Below are 17388 nucleotides of genomic sequence, written 5' to 3'. Positions count from 1 at the left end.
CCGGCGCAGGCCGGGGTCCAGAAGCCTCGACGCTATGCCAGGAAGGCTGGGTCCCGGCCTGCGCCGGGAAACGACGGCGGGCGGTGGATCGCGGTCCACCGCCCCGCCCGCTTATTTCTTCCCCGCGAACCAGGCCGTGACCGGCGCCTTCAGCCGTGTGCGCGTTTCGATCCGCGTCTTGATCGCGGAAATGGAGCGGTCCACCACCTTGCGCGATTGCGGCGTCAGATATTGGGTCGCATAGGCGTCCAGCTTGGTCGCCATCGCCGGGTCTGCCGATCCGCTGCCCAGCCGGGCGAGCGCCTGGCTGCGCGCCGACACGTCGATCAACGCTTCATATTGCGCGCGGTGCGCCAGCACATAGTCCACCGCCAGCATCGGATGCGCAGCCCCGACCTGGCTGATGATCGCCGCGCTGGTGGTCTTGCCCGGCTCGTCGGTCAATGCCAGGTCCAGCGCCTGCTGGCTCAGCTTCTCCTCCTTCGCCGCGCCCAGCAGCGCATAGACGGTGCTCTTTTCCAGGTCGCTCTTTGCGCCCTTCGCCATCGCGCGCAGCTTGTCCCAGGTCGCCTGATCGGCGTTCTTGGCGATGATCGTCAGCCAGACGTTGCGCAGCGGCCCGTCCAGCGCGGCGGGATTGCTGGCCAGCGCCGCGAAGCGCCTGTTCGCTTCGCCCACCACTGCCTTGTCGCCCATATCGCCGAGCGTCGACACAAGCGCCGACCGCAGCACCGGCACCTGCGCGCTCTCGCCCGCCTTGCCGTCGTAGCCGATCCCGGTCAGCACCGGCGTCAGCTTGGCCGATGCATAGGCCGCGACGCGTGCCTGCGCATTCTTGTCGCTTTCCACCAGGGCATAAGCGCTGGCCAGATAGTCGGGCACTTCGGCCAGAACGGCGGGCGTGGCGGTCGCGGGCACCGCGTCAACCAGATCCAGCGCCAGGCCGATCGGCTGATAGCCGCCCAGCCCCAGCTGGAAATTGTCCGCCAGCAGGCCGGTCTGGTCGATGCTCGCCAGCTTGGTGAAATCCTTCGCCAGCGCCTTCACATTCGCCGCCGGATAGAGCGAGCGATAATAGCCCGTCTGCCCCGCATTGATGACATAGGCGCCGCAGCCCGGCAGCGTCACCGTGCCCTTGCCAGCCAGGATCAGCCGCTGCGCCTCGCCGCCCTGCACCTGCGCCTTGACCGGCACGTTCCAGCTCAGCGGCGCCTTATTCTTCTGGTCGCGGCTGAACTCGCTTTGGCTCAGCGTCAGGACGGTGGACCCGCCCTTGCACACGGCGCTGTCCACCCTGACCAGCGGGATGCCGGGCTTGGACGTGAAATCATGCGCGATCGACACCAGCCCCGTCGCGCCCGCGCCCTCGACTGCCTTCCACAGGTCGTCGGTCACGGTGTTGCCATAGGCATGGGCCTTCATATAGGCCTGAATACCCGCCTTCCACGCATCCTCACCCGCATAGCCTTCCAGCATGGTGATGACCGCTTCACCCTTTTGATAGGTGATCGCGTCGAACGCCTGGTTCACCTGATCGACGGTGGTGATCTTCTGCACGACGGCATGGGTGGTGGCGAGCGAATCGAGGCTCATCGCCGCTTCGCGCCCGTCAACGCGGGTCAGCAGCATTTCCCAGTCGGGTTGCAGCTTGTCCGTCACCTTGGTCGCCATCCAGCTGGCGAAGCCTTCGTTCAGCCACAGATCGTCCCACCAGGCCATGGTGACGAGGTCGCCAAACCACTGATGCGCCATTTCATGTGCGACGGTTTCATAGATGCGGCGCTTGGTCGCTTCCGACGTGAAGCGGGGATCGACCAGCAAGGCCCGCTCGAAGGTGAAGATCGCGCCCCAATTTTCCATCGCGCTGAAAAACTGGCTCTGGCCGGGGCCAGCGACATTGTCGAGCTTGGGCAGCGGATAGGGCACGCCGAAATAGTCGTTATAATAGGGCAGGATGCTGGCCGACGCGTCGAGCGCCAGTTGCGCCTTCCCCGTATTGCCCTTGCCGGTGATGACCCCGACTTCGGTATTGCCAGCCATCTTCGTCGCGCGGTCCAGTTCGCCCAAGCCGAAGAACAGGAGGTAGGACGACATTTTGGGCGACGTGCCAAACGTCACCAGCTTCTTGCCGCCGCCCAGATCCTTCGTCGTCTTGACCGGCATATTGCCGACCGCCAGCTGATCGGCGGGAACGACGGCGCTCAGGTCGAACGTCGCCTTATAGCTCGGCTCGTCCCAGCTCGGCACGAAACGGCGGGCATCGGGCGCTTCGAACTGGGTGAACAGCGCCCGCTTCGCCGCGCCCGCATTGTCGGTATAGTCCAGCGCGAACAGGCCGTTGGCCTGCTGGTTGATGACACCCGCATAGGCGATATCCACCTTGTAGCGGCCGGGCTGGATCGGCTTGCCGAAATCCAGGCTGACCGTCTGCGCGTTCGCATCGACCTTGGCCGTGCCCTTGACAGCCTTGCCCTGCGCGGGCGTCAGCGTGACGGTCGAAAAGCTCAGGTCCGCCGCGTTCAGCACCAACGTCGGCAGGGGCGTCGCGACAGTCACGTCGATCGTCACCTTGCCGGAAAATTTCAGGTTGGCCGCATCAGGCGTAACCTCGATCGCATAATGGCTGGGCACAGCGCCGCGCGGCAGCTGGGTGGTGATGCCCGCGCCGGGGCCGGTAGGCGCAGGGGCCTGCGCCAAGGCGGGAGCGGCCAACGCGACCGGGGCGGCCGCGATCAACAGCGGCAGGATTTTCTTGAGCGACATAATAGGCGGACTCCGACACGTCTGGGGGCGCATGAGACACTATCTCGCGCGCAATAACGCGGGATCACCCGTTTCGCTGCATCGGTCAAGCGCAGCCTATCCGACGCGATGTCGTTGGTCGAAGCCTGATGGCGGTTGGTCAGATGAGCAAACTACCAAGCGCCGCAGGCCAATCTATGTCTCGGCGTCCTCTGCGCCTCTGCGCGAATATTTTTGGCGCGCCGAGGCGCAGAAAAGAAAGGGCGTCTCCCGACGCCAACCCCTAACTTAACCCCGTCCGCGATAGCCCGGCACATCCTGCGGCGGCAGCCACAGGCCTGCGGGCGGCTCGCCCGATTGCCAAAAGACGTCGATGGGAATGCCCCCGCGCGGATACCAATATCCACCGATGCGCAGCCAGATCGGGTCCATTTCGGCGAACAGCCGCTCGCCGATGCCCACGGTACAGTCTTCGTGAAAGGCCGCATGGTTGCGGAACGCGCCCAGAAACAGCTTCAGCGATTTCGATTCGACGATCGTCGCGCCCGGCGCATAATCGATCACCAGATGCGCAAAATCGGGCTGGCCCGTCACCGGGCAGAGCGACGTGAATTCGGGCGCGGTGAAGCGCACCAGATAGGGTTTGCCGGGGCGCGGATTGGGCACATAATCCAGCACGGCCGCTTCGGGACTGGCGGGAAGGGCGCTGGTCTGGCCCAGGTGCAGGGGGGAATAGGAAGGTCGGTCATGCCGCGCATCTACGCCATTGCACGTCTGATGTCATCGCCTTCGCATTGTTCACTTGCGGTTCAGCCATTCTTGTGCCTTGGCAGGCCCATGGGGTCCATCATTCGTCCGTTGCTTATCGCCGCGCCGCTGCTGCTGGCCGCGCCCGTCCATGCCCAGCAGGCGCAGGAATCGCCCCCCGGTTTCCAGCTGCCCCCCGCCAGCACCACCCCCGCGCCCAACCCCAACCAGCAGGGCCCGGAACTCAACGTCTATCGCGATCCGGCCACACCCCGCGCCACGCCGCCGGTCGTAACGCCGCCCGTCGTCGTCCCGACCGTGACACCGCCCTCCACCACGGTGCAGCCGACCCCGCAACCCAGCCGCCCCAGCCAGACGCCCGCGCAACCGCGGGAGCCGCGCCCCACCGAACGCGCGACGCCGCCGCCCTCGGCTGCGCCTGCGCCATCCACGCCGTCCCCGACGGCACCGTCCGCACAGGCGCCCGCCGCCACCGAACCTAGCAACGGCATCGCCCCCCAGCCCCAAACGTTACCCACACCTGCGCCCAAAGCGGCCGACTCGCCCGAACCCACCACGCCGTCACCGGCTACGGCGGAAGAGAGCGACACCACGCCCTGGCTGATTGGCGGCGCAATCGCTTTGATCGCGCTCATGGCGCTCTTCCTGCTCCGCCGCCGTCGCCGATCGGCCCCCTCGCTGGTCGAAGACACCGCCCAACCCGTCGCCAGGCCCGCCCCCCAATACCAGCCGCCGACGCTCTGCCGCCCGCACCGGAACAAGGCGCACCGCTGCACACGCCCACCCCCGCGCCCACCGCCACGCGCGACCGCCCCTGGCTCGACATGGACATGGCCGTCGCCCAGGCGCGCTATTCGCTGATGGGCGTGACGATCAGCTACCGCCTCATCCTGCACAATCGCGGCGACCGTCCGGCGCAGGACGTGCTGGTGCGCGGCATGCTGGGCAATGGCGGCGCGCAGCAGCAGGCGGTGCTCCAGGGCTTCTTCACCGGCCAGGACGGCTTGCCGCTCCACAGCGCCGTGGGAATCGCACCTGGCGAAACTGTCCAGTTGACCGGGGAACTGCGCCTGTCGCCCGATCAGATCGTGCCGGTCGCCATGGGCCAGCGCAGCCTGCTGATCCCGCTCGCCGCTTTCGACACCGCCTATCGCTGGGGCGCGGACGAAGGCGAACCGAACGGGCAGCCGGAGGGTCAGGGCCGCACCGCCCGCGCCTTCATCGTCGGGCAGGAGCAGGAGCCGCCCGCCGAAAGGCTCGCGCCGCTGCGCCTGGATCAGGGGCCGCGCCAATATCGCCGCCCCGCCGCCCGCGCTGCCGCCGAACTCACGCCCGCCTGACGGAAGCCCTGTCTGCGCCTTCGACAGGCTCGCGCGCGCTTGTCGAAGCCCCTTCCTTTCGTCAAAGACAGAGGCGAGCAGATTATAAGGACGTCGCATGACCATTTTCCTGTCCACGGCCGACCTCGCCGCCCAACTGGGCGCCCCCGACCTGCGCATCCTTGACGCCACGCTGTTCCTGCCCGGCACCCCGCGCGACGCCCGCGCCGAATTTGAGGCCGCCCATATCCCGGGCGCGGCCTTCCTCGATCTCGACACGCTGGCCGATCCGAACGACCCCGCGCCCCACACATTGCCGCCCGACGATCTGATGACGCAGCGGCTCCAGGCACTCGGCGTCGATGCCGACAGCCGCGTCATCCTCTACGACAACAGCCCGATCCGCAGCGCCGCGCGCGCCTGGTGGATGCTGCGCCTCTACGGCGTGGGCGCGTCCGCCGCGATCCTCGACGGCGGCCTGCCCAAATGGCTGGCGGAAGCCCGACCCATCGCCAGCGGCCCAGCCACCCCAGTCCCCGGCAACGCCATCGCCCGCATCGACCGCACGCAGGTCCGCACCAAGGCCGACCTGCGCGCCAATATCGACAGCGGCGCGGCGCAAGTGCTGGACGCGCGGGGCGCTGGCCGCTTCACCGGCACGGAGGCGGAACCCCGCCCCGGCATGGCGTCCGGCCATATCCCCGGCAGCCGCAACCTGCCCTATGCGGCGCTGTTCGCGCCCGACAACAGCCTGAAATCGGACGAAGAGCTGCGCGCCCTCTATGCCGATGCGGGCATCGCCCTCGACCGCCCGGTCATCACCACCTGCGGCAGCGGCGTCACCGCCGCCATCCTGCTCGCGGGGCTCGAGCGGCTCGGGAAGACCGACGTCAGCCTTTATGACGGCAGCTGGTCGGAATGGGGCCTCGACCCTGCGACACCGAAAGCGACAGGTGCGGCATGAGCGACGACGCGTCTGAGCAGGACGGGCGCCGCCCCCTCACCAAACTCGCCCAGGCGGGGCGCAAGCCCGAATGGACCGGCATGCCGGGGCAACCCGGCGGCATCGTCAGCCCGCCGGTCTGGCGCGCCTCGACCATCCTCTACGACGATGTCGGCCACTTACGCAAAGCCGCGGGCAGCAGCACCCACGAACGCCTCTTCTACGGGCGCAAGGGCACGCCGACCGCCTGGTCCCTGGCCGACGCCCTCACCGAAATGGAGCCGGGCGCGGAGGGCACGATGCTGTTCCCGTCCGGCGTGGCCGCGATCGCCTGCGCATTGATGGCGGTGTTGAAACCGGGTGACCGGTTGCTGATGGTCGACAGCGCCTATGACCCGACCCGCAACTTCTGCGAGCAATTGCTGAAAAGTTACGGTATAGAAACGATATATTATGATCCGACAACCGTCTCACTCGATGTGTATCTCGCCGACGGCCCGATCCGCGCGCTCTTCCTCGAAAGCCCCGGCAGCCTGACGTTCGAGGTGCAGGATATCCCGGCCCTCACCGCCTGGGCGAAGGCGAACGATGTCGTCACCTTGGCTGACAATACCTGGGCGACGCCGCTCTATTTCCCGGCGCTGTCGCGCGGCATCGACATCACCATTCTTGCCTGCACCAAATATATCGTCGGCCATAGCGACGTGATGCTGGGCAGCGTCACCGCGACGGCCGACTGGTTCGCGAAGGTCCGCCAGACCGCCTATCTCTTCGGCCAGATGACCAGCCCCGACGACGCCTGGCTCGCCTCGCGCGGCCTGCGCACATTGGGCATCCGGTTGGCGCAGCATCAGGATAGCGCGCTCGCCGTCGCGTGCTGGTTGGCCGAGCAGCCCGATGTCGCCCGCGTCCTGCATCCCGCTTTGCCCGACTGCCCCGGTCATGCGCTGTGGCGGCGCGATTTCAGCGGATCGACCGGCCTGTTCAGCTTCATCCTGCACGGCGGCGACGACCGGGCGCGCGCCGCGCTGATCGACGGCCTCGCCCATTTCGGGATCGGCTATAGCTGGGGCGGCTTCGAAAGCCTCGCCCTCCCCATCGACCCCGCCCGCTACCGCAGCGCAACGACGTGGTCGGCGCAAGGCCCCGCCGTCCGCCTCCATATCGGCCTGGAAGACCCGGCCGACCTGATCGCGGACCTCGACGCCGGCCTCGCCCGCTTCCGCGCGATCCGGGATGGCGGCTGAGGGGATCGACTGCCGACGATAGGGGGTCGCCTACGCCCCTGACTGCGCCTATATCGGGGCCATGTCGCCCATCGCCCTTCTGCTGATCTTCGTCGCCACCATCGCCGCGATGGAGGGGTTCGCCTATGTCATGCACCGCTGGGTGATGCACGGTCCGGGCTGGTTCCTCCACGCCAGCCATCACCGCCCGCGCACGGGCCTGTGGGAAGCCAACGACCTTTATTTCGTGATCTTCGCCCTGCCCTCCATCCTGTTGCTGCTGGGCGGGGTGCAATGGGGCTGGGGCAATTGGGCGACGGCTTGCGGCGCGGGCATCGCCGCCTATGGCGCCATCTATCTGGGTTTCCACGACATTATCGTCCATCAACGGGTCAGGCACCGCTATGTCGCCCGCTCGCGCTACATGAAGCGCATCGTCCAGGCCCACCGCCTGCACCATGCGGTCGAAACGAAGGAAGGCACCGTCAGCTTCGGCTTCTTGGTCGCCCCCCACCCCACCGCCCTGAAACGCCAATTGGCCGATCGCGGCAGGGAAGGCGTCCGCGCGGCAAAGGGGCGGGAGGATGTAGGGGTAAGCGGGTGATTTTTAGGGTAGGGAGTGGTCATTCCACCATCAGGCTCCGTTCGCCCTGAGCCTGTCGAAGGGCCTCTCCTTTTTAAACGCTAAGGGCTTCGACAAGCTCAGCCCGAACGGATGTGTAATGCCGGTAAGTGGTCGCTTCCAGCCTCCTCCCCCCAAAGCCCGCCCTTTCCTACCACGCCATTCCCTGATCTACTCTCCTCGATGCAACGCCCACCCCACGCCCGCACAGCATCGCAACCCGCCGCAGCCCTGACGCACGACCATGACCCAGGCGGCGCGCCGTCATGACCTACAAGGCGCGTCGCCGACGCGTTACCGTGGCGCACCAGACGCGTCGCTGTCGCTTCACAGGCGCAACACACCCGAATACGCCCGCAAAAATCATCGCACGACGGTGTGAACTTCGACGGTGTGACCCGACCGTGACCCAAAATGCTCCGCCACCCCGCGAATCCCGCCTCTCTTCCATCTCCCCCTTCATCTTGGCCGCCGCTTGCTCTATGCCCGCAATCCAATTCCCAGAAGGACGCCGTTTTGATCCTGGACCTTGCCGCCGCCGCTGCCAGCGCCATTCGCTTCGAAGATCTGGGGCTTGACCCCGTTGCCCTCAACCTGGGCTTCTTCACGCTGAAATGGTACAGCCTCGCCTATCTGGCGGGTATCTTGATCGGCTACTGGTATCTGCTGAAACTGGTGGACCAGCCGGGTTCGCCGATGGCCCGCCGCCACGCCGACGACATGATCTTCTACGCGACGCTGGGCATCATCATCGGCGGGCGGCTCGCCTATGTGATCTTCTACCAGCCCGAAATCCTCGCCCATCCGCTCGACATCTTCAAGCTATGGAATGGCGGCATGTCCTTCCATGGCGGCGCGGTGGGCGTGTCGCTCGGCATCCTCTACATGGCGTGGAAGGAAAAGCTCAGCTGGCTGCGCATCCACGACTATGTCGCCTGCGTCGTGCCCTTCGGCCTGTTCTTCGGCCGCCTCGCCAATTTCGTGAACGGGGAATTGTGGGGCAAGGAAACCGACGTGCCCTGGGGCATAATCTTCCCGACCGGCGGCCCCTTCGCCCGGCACCCCAGCCAACTCTATGAAGCCGCGCTGGAGGGCGTCCTGCTGTTCCTGATCCTCGCCTTCGCCTTCTGGAAGACGAAAGCGCGCTACAAGCCGGGCATGTTGGTCGGCATCTTCATCCTGGGCTATGGCTGCTTCCGCTTCGGCGTGGAATATTTCCGCGAAGCCGATGCGCAACTGATGGAGTTCGCCGCGCGCACCGGCCTGCATATGGGCCAGTGGCTGTGCCTGCCGATGATCCTGGGCGGCCTCTACCTCATCGCCACGGCCAGCCGCCGCCGGGTGCGGGTGGAGCCGATCGCCGGGGCGAACAGTGTCGCCTGAACCGACCTCGCTGGCCCAGCGGCTGGCGGGGCAGATCGCTTCGGGCGGCCCGATTTCGGTCGCCCATTATATCGGCGAAGCGAACCAGCATTATTACGCCAGCCGCGATCCCCTGGGCGCGGCTGGCGACTTCACGACGGCCCCGGAAATCAGCCAGATGTTCGGCGAATTGCTGGGCCTCGCCCTCGCTGACATCTGGATGCGGTCGGGCCGTCGCCCCAACCCGACCTATGTCGAACTGGGGCCGGGGCGCGGGACGCTGGCGGCGGACGCCCTGCGCGCCATGGAGCGCGCCGCGCTCGCGCCCAAGGTCCATCTGGTCGAAACCAGCCCGACATTGCGCGAACGGCAACGCGCTTTGCTCCCCACGCTCGTCCATCACGACAGCATCGACACCCTGCCCGAAACCTGCCCGCTGCTGGTCGTCGCCAATGAATTTTTCGACGCCCTGCCCGTCCGACAATGCATCCGCGTCGGCGACGAATGGCGCGAACGGGTCGTCATCCGCCGCGAAGAGGATGGCCGCTTCATGGCCGTGCCCGGCTATCGCCGCATTGAATTGGGCCTGCCGCCCTTCGCCGTCGATGCGCCAGAAGGCGCGATCCTGGAATCGCCGATCGTGGGCGCGGGCATCGCCTATGCCCTGGCCCACCGCATCGCCAAGCAGGGCGGCGCGATGATCCTGGTCGATTATGGCTATGCCGGCCCAGCGCTTGGCGACACGCTGCAGGCAGTGAAGGCGCACCAGTTCGCCGATCCCTTCACCGATCCGGGCGACGTGGATCTCACCACGCATGTCGATTTCACGGTGCTGGGCAATATGGCGCTGCAAGCCGGATTGCGCGTCCATGGCCCGGTCGGTCAGGGCGACTATCTGCGTCAGCTGGGCATCGACGCCCGCGCCGATCAGCTCGCCCGCACCAGCCCCGCCCGCGCGGCGGAGGTCGAGGCCGCCCGCCACCGCCTGACCGACGACGCGGAAATGGGGACATTGTTCAAGGCGATGGTGTGGACGCATCCCGATTGGGCCGACCCGGCCGGGTTCGAGACATAGGCTTTCCTACCCGTGCGCTTCGGGTGCAAAACGCGGCAATGGCAAAAGGCTCAATCGTCCTGGTGGTAGCGGCCCAGCTTGCGGATGAAGCCGATCAGCCCGGTCTGGCGGCTGCGCTTCATGCGTTCGGCATGCAGGATGGTCTGGACCCGCTCGAAACAATCCTGCGCATCGACATTGCACAGAACATAGTCGTAACCGTCCCAATGCGCGATTTCGCCCGCCGCGCGCGCCATGCGGCCGTCGATCACCGCGTCGCTGTCGGTCGCCCGCCCGCGCAGGCGGCGCTCCAGTTCCTCCATGGACGGCGGCAGGATGAAGATGCGGACGACGTCGCCGCCAGCGATCTGGTGCAACTGCTGCGCGCCCTGCCAGTCGATGTCGAACAAGACGTCCTTGCCGGACTTGAGCATCGCTTCGACGGGCGCACGCGGCGTGCCGTAGCGCTGGCCGAAGACATGCGCCCATTCCAGAAATTCATGATCCGCCGTCATCCGGCGAAATTCTTCCAGATCGACGAAATGATAATCCTTGCCGTCCACTTCGCCCGGCCGCATCGGCCGCGTCGTGGCCGACACCGACATGGACAGATCGGTTTCCGCCGCCAGCAGTTTGCGCGCGATGGTGGATTTGCCCGCACCCGACGGCGAAGACAGGACGAAAAGGACGCCCCGCCGCTTGAAATCGGGAGTCTCTGAAGAAATGCTATCGGCCATGGCCGCTAGTGACGCCTGAGACGCGCTTTTGCAAGAGGGCGCAAAAGGGGAGCAGGATGATGGCGAAATGCAGTCGGCCGCGTAACCCTTTAGGGTCGGCCAACCTTGCGCGCGGTTTCGATCGAAATCGGCTCGCCACTCTTGTCGGGAAGCAGCTTGAGGTTCCGCTTGCGTTCCGCCTCCCGCTTCGCCTCGTACAGCTTACCGGCCATATAGGCGCCCGTGACGAACAGCGCGCCAGCGGGGTAGCGCATGATGACGCGCTTGGCGCCAGCCCCGGCAAGCAGGCCGAACACGCCCTTCTTGCCGGTCGCGGCCGCCACGCGCGCGGCCACCACAGTAGCACCTATGCGCGCGGCTTTTCGCAGCAGTCCGGCTTTTTTGGGCGGACGGATCGTCACCAGCGGTGCGGCGGGGCCAAGCGTTTTCTTCTTCATACAGGGTTAATGTATCGAACGCCCGCCGGTTCCGCCATCTTCATGTGGATCACACCATATTTTCAGGGCGCACGAGGCGATCGAACGTGGCGCTATCCACCAGCCCCAGGTCGAGGCCCGCCTGTTTCAGGGTCAGACCCTTTTTGTGCGCATGTTTGGCGATGGCGGCGGCGTTGTCATAGCCGATTTCCGGCGCCAGCGCGGTGACCAGCATGAGCGACCGATCGACCAGTTCGGCGATGCGTTCCTCATTCGCCTTCAACCCGTCGACACAACGTTCGGCAAAGCTTTGCATGCCCACGCTCAACAGATGGATCGACCGCAGCACCGCCGCGCCGATCAGCGGCTTGAAGACGTTGAGTTCCATATGGCCCTGCATCCCGCCTACGGTGACGGCCTGATGATTGCCGATCACCTGCGCGGCGACCATGGTCAGCATTTCGCACTGGGTCGGGTTGACCTTCCCCGGCATGATCGAGCTGCCCGGCTCATTGGCGGGCAGGTCCAATTCACCCAGCCCGGATCGGGGACCACTGCCCAGCAGGCGGATGTCGTTGGCGATCTTCGTCAGCGCCACGGCGATCATGTTCAGCCGTCCGGAAAAATCGACCAGCGTGTCGTTGCTGGCCAGCGCCTCGAACTTGTTGGGGGCGGTTTCGAACGGGAAGCTGGTCAGTTGCGCGATTTCCGCCGCGACGTCCTCGGCGAAACCCTGCGGGGCGTTGAGGCCGGTGCCCACCGCCGTGCCGCCCTGCGCCAGTCTGGACAGCCCATGTTCGACCAGCGGCATGGTGCGTGTCCGAGCGAGGCGGATCTGCGCATAATAGCCCGAAAATTCCTGGCCCAGCGTCAGCGGCGTCGCATCCTGCAAATGGGTGCGGCCGATCTTGACGATGTGATGCCAGACCTTGGACTTTTCCAGCAGCGCATTTTCCAGCCGTTCCAGCGCGGGCAAAAGCTGGCGCGTTGCGGCGAGTGCGGCGGCGATGTGCAGGGCGGTGGGAAAGCTGTCGTTGGAAGACTGCCCGGCGTTTACATGGTCATTGGGATGCACCGGCGATTTGCCGCCGCGCGTCCCGGTCAGGATTTCATTGGCGCGCCCGGCGATCACTTCGTTGACGTTCATGTTCGACTGGGTGCCGCTGCCCGTCTGCCAGATGACGAGCGGAAACTGGTCGTCATGCTGCCCGGCCGCTACTTCGGCAGCGGCGGCTTCGATGGCGTCGGCGATCTTCGCGTCCAGCCCGTGCCGCCGATTAACCCGCGCCGCCGCCTGCTTCACGATGGCAAGCGCGTGGACGATGCCGATCGGCATGCGTTCGGTGCTGCCAAAGGGAAAATTCTCGATACTGCGCTGCGTCTGCGCGCCCCAATAGGCATCGGCCGGAACCTCTATGGCGCCGATGCTGTCTGTTTCGGTGCGGGTCGCAGTCATGAAGGCACTCCCATTGTTCCTGAGAAAGGATCGCAATAAGAGTGTCATGTAGGAGGAAGGCGATGGAATCCAATGGCAAGGTTGGAATTACATGATCCAGCGGCAGACGGCCACACGCCCGCCCAGGCCGCCCTGCGCAAGCGTAAGGAAATCCGGAATGTCCGCTTTGGGACGCGCCTTATTTCTTCTTGCCGAAGTCCACCGTCACCACATTGGAGCCATCTTCGGCCGTGACCTGCGGGCCGTCATTTTCGGCCTCGTCATGCGGCTGCGGCAATTCGTCGGCCTGGACCTGGAACTGGAGCGCGAAATTGACCGCAGGATCGACGAACGCGGTGATCGCCGAAAAGGGAATGGTGAGTTGCGCCGCCACCTGGTTGAAGGTCAGGCTGACCTGGAACAGGTCGCTCTGCACCTTGAGATCCCAATATTTATTCTGGAGGACGATCGTCATTTCGTCCGGGAAGCGTTCAGTCAGATGCTTGGGGATATCGACGCCCGGCGCATGCGTCTTGAAGGTGATGTAGAAATGGTGCGCGCCCGGCAGCCCGCCGGACTGCTCCACCTCCCCCAACACGCGGCCGACGACCGCGCGCAGGGCCTCCTGCACGATTTCGTCATAGGGAATCAGGCTGTCGGGCAGGTTATCGCTCATGGCGCAATGTCCTAACGGCGCGAAACATGGGGTCAAGCCTGCATCCACAGATTGCATGACGGGCGCTACACGCTATAGGGCGGCCATGCGCACGGCCGAGATTCACCGCAACACGGCGGAAACCCAGATCGACGTCACCGTCAACCTCGACGGGACCGGCCTCTATACCGTATCGACGGGCATCGGCTTCCTCGACCATATGATCGAGCAGTTGTCGCGCCATTCGCTGATCGACATGGACGTGAAGACGGTCGGCGACCTGCATATCGACCAGCATCACACCACCGAGGATACCGCGATCGCGATCGGCGAAGCGGTGGCCAAGGCGTTGGGCGACAAGCGCGGCATCAGCCGATATGGCAGCGTCTATTCGCCGATGGACGAGACGTTGAGCCGCGTGGCGCTCGACATTTCGGGCCGACCCTGGCTGGTGTGCAAACTGCCCTTCACGACGCACAAGGTCGGCGAATGGGACACGGAGATGGTGGAGCATTTCTTCCACAGCTTCGCCCAGACGGCGGGTATCACGCTGCACATCGAACTGCTCTATGGCAGCAACAACCACCATATCGTCGAAAGCGCGTTCAAGGGCCTGGCCCGCGCGCTGCGGCAGGCGGTGGAGATCGACCCGCGCAAGGCGGACGCCATTCCGTCGACCAAGGGCATGTTGTAAACGACAGGAAAGGCCCAACCCATGTTCATCGTGTCTCTGCACTATATCGTCGATCTGCCCACCGTGGATTCGCATATGGACGCGCATGTGGCCTGGTTGAAGGCGGGCCTGGCCGACGGATGGCTGCTGGTCGCCGGGCGCAAGGTTCCGCGCGAGGGCGGCATATTGATCGCCCAAGGCGAAAAGGCCGACATCGAAGCCAAGGTGGCGACCGATCCCTTCGTTCTGAACGGCGTGGCGGAGATCACGCTGACGGAATTCAATCCCAGCTTCGTGGCTTCGGGTCTGGAATTCCTCAAAACATGATCGCCCTTATCGATTATGGCGCGGGCAACCTGCATTCGGTCCATAATGCCCTGCGCAAGGCGGGGGCGGACGATGTGACGATCACGGCCGACGCCGATGTGGTCGCCAGGGCCGACCGCATCGTGCTGCCCGGTGTGGGGGCGTTTCGCGCCTGCCGCGACGCGCTGGTGGCGATACCGGGCATGGTGGACGCCATGACGCAGGCTGTCGACGAACGCGGCACCCCTTTTCTCGGCGTGTGCGTGGGCATGCAGTTGCTGGCGGATGCAGGCGAGGAGTTTGGTCGACATGAAGGGCTGGGCTGGATCCCCGGCACGGTGCGGCGGATCGAACGGGCCGACGCTGCGATCAAGGTGCCGCATATGGGCTGGAACGATGTCGTGCTGAACGGCGCGCATCCCTTGCTGGACACGGGCGAAGCCTATTTCCTGCACAGCTATCATTTCGAAGCCACGAACCCCGTGCATGTCGCCGCGACGACCGACCATGGCGGGCCGCTGGTGGCCGCGGTCGCCCGCGACACCATCATCGGATGCCAGTTCCACCCGGAAAAGAGCCAGCGCTACGGGCTTGCGTTTCTTGCGCGCTTTCTGGACTGGCGGCCGTGAATCAATATCCCTCCGAACGGATGTCAGTCCTATGTCCCTGATCGTCTTTCCCGCCATCGACCTGAAAGGCGGCCAGGTCGTCCGCCTCGCCGAAGGCGACATGGACCGCGCCACCGTCTATGGCGACGATCCTGCTGCTCAGGCGCTGCTCTTCTCCCAGGCGGGCGCCCAGCATCTGCATGTGGTCGATCTGGACGGCAGTTTCGCGGGCCATGCGGTGAATGCGCAAGCGGTCGAGGCGATCGTGGAAGCCTTTCCCGGCCATGTCCAGTTGGGTGGCGGCATCCGCAACCGCGAAGCGGTGGAGCGCTGGTTTGACCTCGGCGTATCGCGCATCGTGATCGGGACCGCCGCGCTGAAAGACCCCGCCTTCGTCAAGGCGGCGGCGCGCGACTTTCCCGGCGGCATCGTCGTGGCGGTCGACGCGCGCGACGGTTTCGTCGCAACCGATGGCTGGGCGGAAAAGAGCGACATGCCGGTGATCGATCTGGCCCGCCGGTTCGAGGATGCAGGCGTCGCGTCGCTGCTCTTTACCGATGTCGGCCGCGACGGCATGCTCAAGGGCTGCAATATCGACGCGACCGTCGACCTTGCGCGTGCCACCGGCATCCCGGTGATCGCCAGCGGCGGCGTGGCGGGAATTGCGGACATTCGCATCTTGAGCCTGCATACCGAGGATGGGATCGAGGGCGTCATTACCGGTCGCGCGCTCTATGACGGGCGGCTGGACCTGAAGATCGCGCTGGCGGTTGCGCAGGCGGCGGCTTGAATACGAACACTTGTCCCTCCGTTCGGTTCGAGCTTGTCGAGAACCATTGCGCGCGGGTTCTCGACGAACTCGAGCCGAACGGATTTTGGAGCCTTATTCGATGACCGTCCGCACCCGCGTGATCCCCTGTCTCGACGTCGCCAATGGCCGAGTGGTCAAGGGCGTCAATTTCGTGGACCTCAAGGACGCGGGCGATCCGGTGGAGCAGGCGAAACTCTACGACGCGGCGGGGGCCGACGAATTATGCTTCCTCGACATCACAGCTACGCATGAGGCGCGCGGGACGATCCTGGACGTGGTGCGCCGCACGGCCGAAGTGTGCTTCATGCCCGTCACCGTGGGCGGCGGCGTACGCAGCGCGGAGGATGCGCGCGCATTGCTGCTCGCCGGTGCGGACAAGGTCGCGGTCAACAGCGCAGCCGTCGTCCGGCCCGAACTCGTGGCCGATATTGCCGACCGCTTCGGCAGCCAGTGCATCGTGGGATCGGTCGACGCCCGGCGCGTGGGCGAGGACCGGTGGGAAATCTTCACCCATGGCGGGCGCAAGCCGACCGGCATCGACGCGCTGGCGCATGCGTTGCGCTTGGCTGAATTGGGGGCGGGCGAACTGCTCGTGACATCGATGGACGGGGACGGCACCAAGCAGGGCTATGATCTGGCGCTGACCCGCACGATCGCCGATGCGGTGTCCATTCCGGTCATCGCCAGCGGCGGCGTCGGGACGCTGGACCATCTGGTCGAAGGCGTGGTGCAGGGCCATGCCAGCGCCGTCCTAGCGGCATCGATATTTCACTTCGGTCAACACACTATTGCTGAAGCGCATCAGGCTTTAGCCGCCGCGCATATCCCCGTTCGCCACCATTAGAGCGCAAAAACGCGTGCCGCTGTCGGGTTAATTTACATTTACCATAACCGTTCAGTGTCTCTGATGTCGATCAATCGCGGAAATGCGTCATTCGGCAAAATTGGCATGCAAACTGCGTAGGAAAGTACCGGGTCGTTTCACAACGATAGCGTCTTTTCGAAACGGGGTAATGAATATGACAATCTGCAAAACTCTTCTCATGCTTGGCGCTGCCGGCCTGATGGGCGTCGCGGTGCCCGCGCCCGCCAACGCCACCTGGTGCTGGTTCGGCAAGTGCGGCGGTTCGTCCACCGGTGGTTCGACCAGCACCGGCGGCAGCTCGTCAGGCGGCACGCCGACCCCGGTGCCCGAACCCGAACAGATGGCCCTGTTCGGCATGGGCGCGGCGGTTCTGGCCGGTCGCATGTTCCTGGCCGGTCGCAAGCGCAAATAATTCTGTTGACGGGTCGCGCGCGCGGCGCTTCATGCCGTGCCATGCGCGCGACCCTTCACACCCTTGAACAGACCATCCGCCAGCGGCGAGAGGCCGATCCTTCGATCTCCTATGTCGCCAAGCTGACTGCCCGCGGCCGCGCCAAGATCGCGCAGAAGGTCGGCGAGGAAGCGGTGGAGACGGTGATCGCCGCCATGGCGAACGACCGCGCGGAAGTCGTAGGCGAGAGCGCCGACCTCCTTTTTCACCTGCTGCTGCTGCTGGCCGACATGGACGTCCCGCTCGACGCCGTGCTGGACGAACTGGACCGGCGCGAAGGCGTGTCGGGGATCGCCGAAAAGGCCGCGCGCGCGGCTGACTGAATCCTGTCTTCCCCGGATAGATGTCGATGCTTCGTGCGTTGGCACGCCGACATGATGTGACAGAAGGGCAGG

The 17388-nt window shown here is 65.4% G+C and carries 20 protein-coding genes; 14 read left to right on the top strand and 6 right to left on the bottom strand.

Features of this window, described 5'->3' with window-relative positions; translation table 11 throughout:
- Nucleotides 1-111 precede the first annotated feature (111 nt).
- Together U5A82_RS06620 and queF are read right to left on the bottom strand one after the other, a co-directional pair.
- Nucleotides 112-2763 (bottom strand): M1 family metallopeptidase, encoded by a 2652-nt coding sequence (locus U5A82_RS06620; RefSeq protein WP_326289595.1) that lies wholly within the window; start codon nucleotides 2761-2763, stop codon nucleotides 112-114.
- A gap of 267 nt (nucleotides 2764-3030) precedes the next feature.
- Nucleotides 3031-3468 carry a preQ(1) synthase gene (gene queF, locus U5A82_RS06615; protein ID WP_326292865.1) on the bottom strand — a complete coding sequence of 146 codons (438 nt, stop codon included), beginning with the start codon at nucleotides 3466-3468 and terminating at the stop codon, nucleotides 3031-3033.
- Between the two features lie 111 nt (nucleotides 3469-3579).
- Between queF and U5A82_RS06610 the strand changes: the two genes are divergently transcribed.
- The 7 genes from U5A82_RS06610 (at nucleotide 3580) to U5A82_RS06580 (ending at nucleotide 10057) form a co-directional block, all read left to right on the top strand.
- On the top strand, nucleotides 3580-4371 hold the full coding sequence (locus U5A82_RS06610; RefSeq protein ID WP_326289594.1) for an LPXTG cell wall anchor domain-containing protein: 792 nt from the start codon (nucleotides 3580-3582) through the stop codon (nucleotides 4369-4371).
- Complete coding sequence (locus U5A82_RS06605) at nucleotides 4341-4850, top strand: hypothetical protein (protein WP_326289593.1); 510 nt, start codon at nucleotides 4341-4343, stop codon at nucleotides 4848-4850. Before U5A82_RS06610 ends, U5A82_RS06605 begins: the two co-directional genes overlap by 31 nt.
- Before the next feature lie 97 nt (nucleotides 4851-4947).
- Entirely contained in the window at nucleotides 4948-5793 is an 846-nt protein-coding gene (locus U5A82_RS06600; RefSeq protein WP_326289591.1) for a sulfurtransferase, read from the top strand.
- On the top strand, nucleotides 5790-7019 hold the full coding sequence (gene metC / locus U5A82_RS06595) for a cystathionine beta-lyase (protein WP_326289590.1): 1230 nt from the start codon (nucleotides 5790-5792) through the stop codon (nucleotides 7017-7019). Before U5A82_RS06600 ends, metC begins: the two co-directional genes overlap by 4 nt.
- A 61-nt stretch (nucleotides 7020-7080) precedes the next feature.
- Complete coding sequence (locus tag U5A82_RS06590; RefSeq protein WP_326289589.1) at nucleotides 7081-7602, top strand: sterol desaturase family protein; 522 nt, start codon at nucleotides 7081-7083, stop codon at nucleotides 7600-7602.
- A gap of 534 nt (nucleotides 7603-8136) precedes the next feature.
- Nucleotides 8137-9003 (top strand): prolipoprotein diacylglyceryl transferase, encoded by an 867-nt coding sequence (gene lgt / locus U5A82_RS06585; RefSeq protein WP_326289588.1) that lies wholly within the window; start codon nucleotides 8137-8139, stop codon nucleotides 9001-9003.
- Nucleotides 8993-10057 carry a class I SAM-dependent methyltransferase gene (locus U5A82_RS06580; protein ID WP_326289586.1) on the top strand — a complete coding sequence of 355 codons (1065 nt, stop codon included), beginning with the start codon at nucleotides 8993-8995 and terminating at the stop codon, nucleotides 10055-10057. The genes lgt and U5A82_RS06580 overlap by 11 nt, the downstream gene beginning before the upstream one ends.
- Nucleotides 10058-10107: 50 nt before the next feature.
- Here U5A82_RS06580 and gmk read toward each other — a convergent pair whose 3' ends face one another.
- The 4 genes from gmk to U5A82_RS06560 form a co-directional block, all read right to left on the bottom strand.
- Nucleotides 10108-10773 carry a guanylate kinase gene (gmk, locus tag U5A82_RS06575; RefSeq protein WP_326289584.1) on the bottom strand — a complete coding sequence of 222 codons (666 nt, stop codon included), beginning with the start codon at nucleotides 10771-10773 and terminating at the stop codon, nucleotides 10108-10110.
- Between the two features lie 89 nt (nucleotides 10774-10862).
- Entirely contained in the window at nucleotides 10863-11210 is a 348-nt protein-coding gene (locus U5A82_RS06570; protein ID WP_326289582.1) for a hypothetical protein, read from the bottom strand.
- Nucleotides 11211-11259: 49 nt separating this feature from the next.
- Complete coding sequence (gene fumC, locus U5A82_RS06565; RefSeq protein ID WP_326289581.1) at nucleotides 11260-12645, bottom strand: class II fumarate hydratase; 1386 nt, start codon at nucleotides 12643-12645, stop codon at nucleotides 11260-11262.
- A gap of 178 nt (nucleotides 12646-12823) precedes the next feature.
- Nucleotides 12824-13300, bottom strand: coding sequence for an SspB family protein (locus tag U5A82_RS06560; protein ID WP_326289580.1), 477 nt, complete (start codon nucleotides 13298-13300; stop codon nucleotides 12824-12826).
- 85 nt (nucleotides 13301-13385) lie between these two features.
- On the opposite strand from U5A82_RS06560, the gene hisB reads away from it, so the two are divergent.
- From hisB to U5A82_RS06525, 7 genes are all read left to right on the top strand, one after another.
- Nucleotides 13386-13973: an imidazoleglycerol-phosphate dehydratase HisB gene (gene hisB / locus U5A82_RS06555; RefSeq protein ID WP_326292864.1), complete on the top strand. Its 588-nt coding sequence runs from the start codon at nucleotides 13386-13388 to the stop codon at nucleotides 13971-13973.
- Nucleotides 13974-13994: 21 nt separating this feature from the next.
- The gene (locus U5A82_RS06550; RefSeq protein WP_326289578.1) at nucleotides 13995-14279 is read left to right on the top strand and encodes a YciI family protein; all 285 of its coding nucleotides are present in this window, start codon (nucleotides 13995-13997) and stop codon (nucleotides 14277-14279) included.
- Nucleotides 14276-14887 (top strand): imidazole glycerol phosphate synthase subunit HisH, encoded by a 612-nt coding sequence (gene hisH, locus U5A82_RS06545; RefSeq protein ID WP_326289576.1) that lies wholly within the window; start codon nucleotides 14276-14278, stop codon nucleotides 14885-14887. Before U5A82_RS06550 ends, hisH begins: the two co-directional genes overlap by 4 nt.
- A 31-nt stretch (nucleotides 14888-14918) precedes the next feature.
- Nucleotides 14919-15656, top strand: a complete 738-nt coding sequence (gene hisA / locus U5A82_RS06540; RefSeq protein WP_326289574.1) for a 1-(5-phosphoribosyl)-5-[(5-phosphoribosylamino)methylideneamino]imidazole-4-carboxamide isomerase — start codon at nucleotides 14919-14921, stop codon at nucleotides 15654-15656.
- 100 nt (nucleotides 15657-15756) lie between these two features.
- Entirely contained in the window at nucleotides 15757-16521 is a 765-nt protein-coding gene (gene hisF, locus U5A82_RS06535; protein ID WP_326289573.1) for an imidazole glycerol phosphate synthase subunit HisF, read from the top strand.
- 175 nt (nucleotides 16522-16696) lie between these two features.
- A complete protein-coding gene (locus U5A82_RS06530) occupies nucleotides 16697-16954 on the top strand; it encodes a PEP-CTERM sorting domain-containing protein (protein WP_326289570.1) in 258 nt (85 codons plus the stop codon).
- A 41-nt stretch (nucleotides 16955-16995) separates the two neighbouring features.
- On the top strand, nucleotides 16996-17316 hold the full coding sequence (locus tag U5A82_RS06525) for a phosphoribosyl-ATP diphosphatase (protein ID WP_326289568.1): 321 nt from the start codon (nucleotides 16996-16998) through the stop codon (nucleotides 17314-17316).
- The last annotated feature ends 72 nt before the right edge of the window (nucleotides 17317-17388 follow it).

The sequence above is a fragment of the Sphingobium sp. CR2-8 genome, from assembly GCF_035818615.1.
GTDB lineage: Bacteria > Pseudomonadota > Alphaproteobacteria > Sphingomonadales > Sphingomonadaceae > Sphingobium.
The sequence above is the reverse complement of the archived record's forward strand: the minus strand, read 5'-3'. Positions and strand labels throughout refer to the sequence as shown.

What these genes read in the sequence shown, in the direction of transcription:
- U5A82_RS06620 (WP_326289595.1), bottom strand. Translation starts at nt 2,763, where the DNA reads ATGTCGCTCAAGAAAATCCTGCCGCTGTTGATCGCGGCCGCCCCGGTC.
- U5A82_RS06600 (WP_326289591.1), top strand. Translation starts at nt 4,948, where the DNA reads ATGACCATTTTCCTGTCCACGGCCGACCTCGCCGCCCAACTGGGCGCC.
- hisH (WP_326289576.1), top strand. Translation starts at nt 14,276, where the DNA reads ATGATCGCCCTTATCGATTATGGCGCGGGCAACCTGCATTCGGTCCAT.
- U5A82_RS06570 (WP_326289582.1), bottom strand. Translation starts at nt 11,210, where the DNA reads ATGAAGAAGAAAACGCTTGGCCCCGCCGCACCGCTGGTGACGATCCGT.
- fumC (WP_326289581.1), bottom strand. Translation starts at nt 12,645, where the DNA reads ATGACTGCGACCCGCACCGAAACAGACAGCATCGGCGCCATAGAGGTT.
- hisA (WP_326289574.1), top strand. Translation starts at nt 14,919, where the DNA reads ATGTCCCTGATCGTCTTTCCCGCCATCGACCTGAAAGGCGGCCAGGTC.
- U5A82_RS06560 (WP_326289580.1), bottom strand. Translation starts at nt 13,300, where the DNA reads ATGAGCGATAACCTGCCCGACAGCCTGATTCCCTATGACGAAATCGTG.
- hisB (WP_326292864.1), top strand. Translation starts at nt 13,386, where the DNA reads ATGCGCACGGCCGAGATTCACCGCAACACGGCGGAAACCCAGATCGAC.
- U5A82_RS06605 (WP_326289593.1), top strand. Translation starts at nt 4,341, where the DNA reads ATGGCCGTCGCCCAGGCGCGCTATTCGCTGATGGGCGTGACGATCAGC.
- metC (WP_326289590.1), top strand. Translation starts at nt 5,790, where the DNA reads ATGAGCGACGACGCGTCTGAGCAGGACGGGCGCCGCCCCCTCACCAAA.
- gmk (WP_326289584.1), bottom strand. Translation starts at nt 10,773, where the DNA reads ATGGCCGATAGCATTTCTTCAGAGACTCCCGATTTCAAGCGGCGGGGC.
- U5A82_RS06530 (WP_326289570.1), top strand. Translation starts at nt 16,697, where the DNA reads ATGACAATCTGCAAAACTCTTCTCATGCTTGGCGCTGCCGGCCTGATG.
- U5A82_RS06610 (WP_326289594.1), top strand. Translation starts at nt 3,580, where the DNA reads ATGGGGTCCATCATTCGTCCGTTGCTTATCGCCGCGCCGCTGCTGCTG.
- hisF (WP_326289573.1), top strand. Translation starts at nt 15,757, where the DNA reads ATGACCGTCCGCACCCGCGTGATCCCCTGTCTCGACGTCGCCAATGGC.
- U5A82_RS06525 (WP_326289568.1), top strand. Translation starts at nt 16,996, where the DNA reads ATGCGCGCGACCCTTCACACCCTTGAACAGACCATCCGCCAGCGGCGA.
- U5A82_RS06550 (WP_326289578.1), top strand. Translation starts at nt 13,995, where the DNA reads ATGTTCATCGTGTCTCTGCACTATATCGTCGATCTGCCCACCGTGGAT.
- U5A82_RS06590 (WP_326289589.1), top strand. Translation starts at nt 7,081, where the DNA reads ATGTCGCCCATCGCCCTTCTGCTGATCTTCGTCGCCACCATCGCCGCG.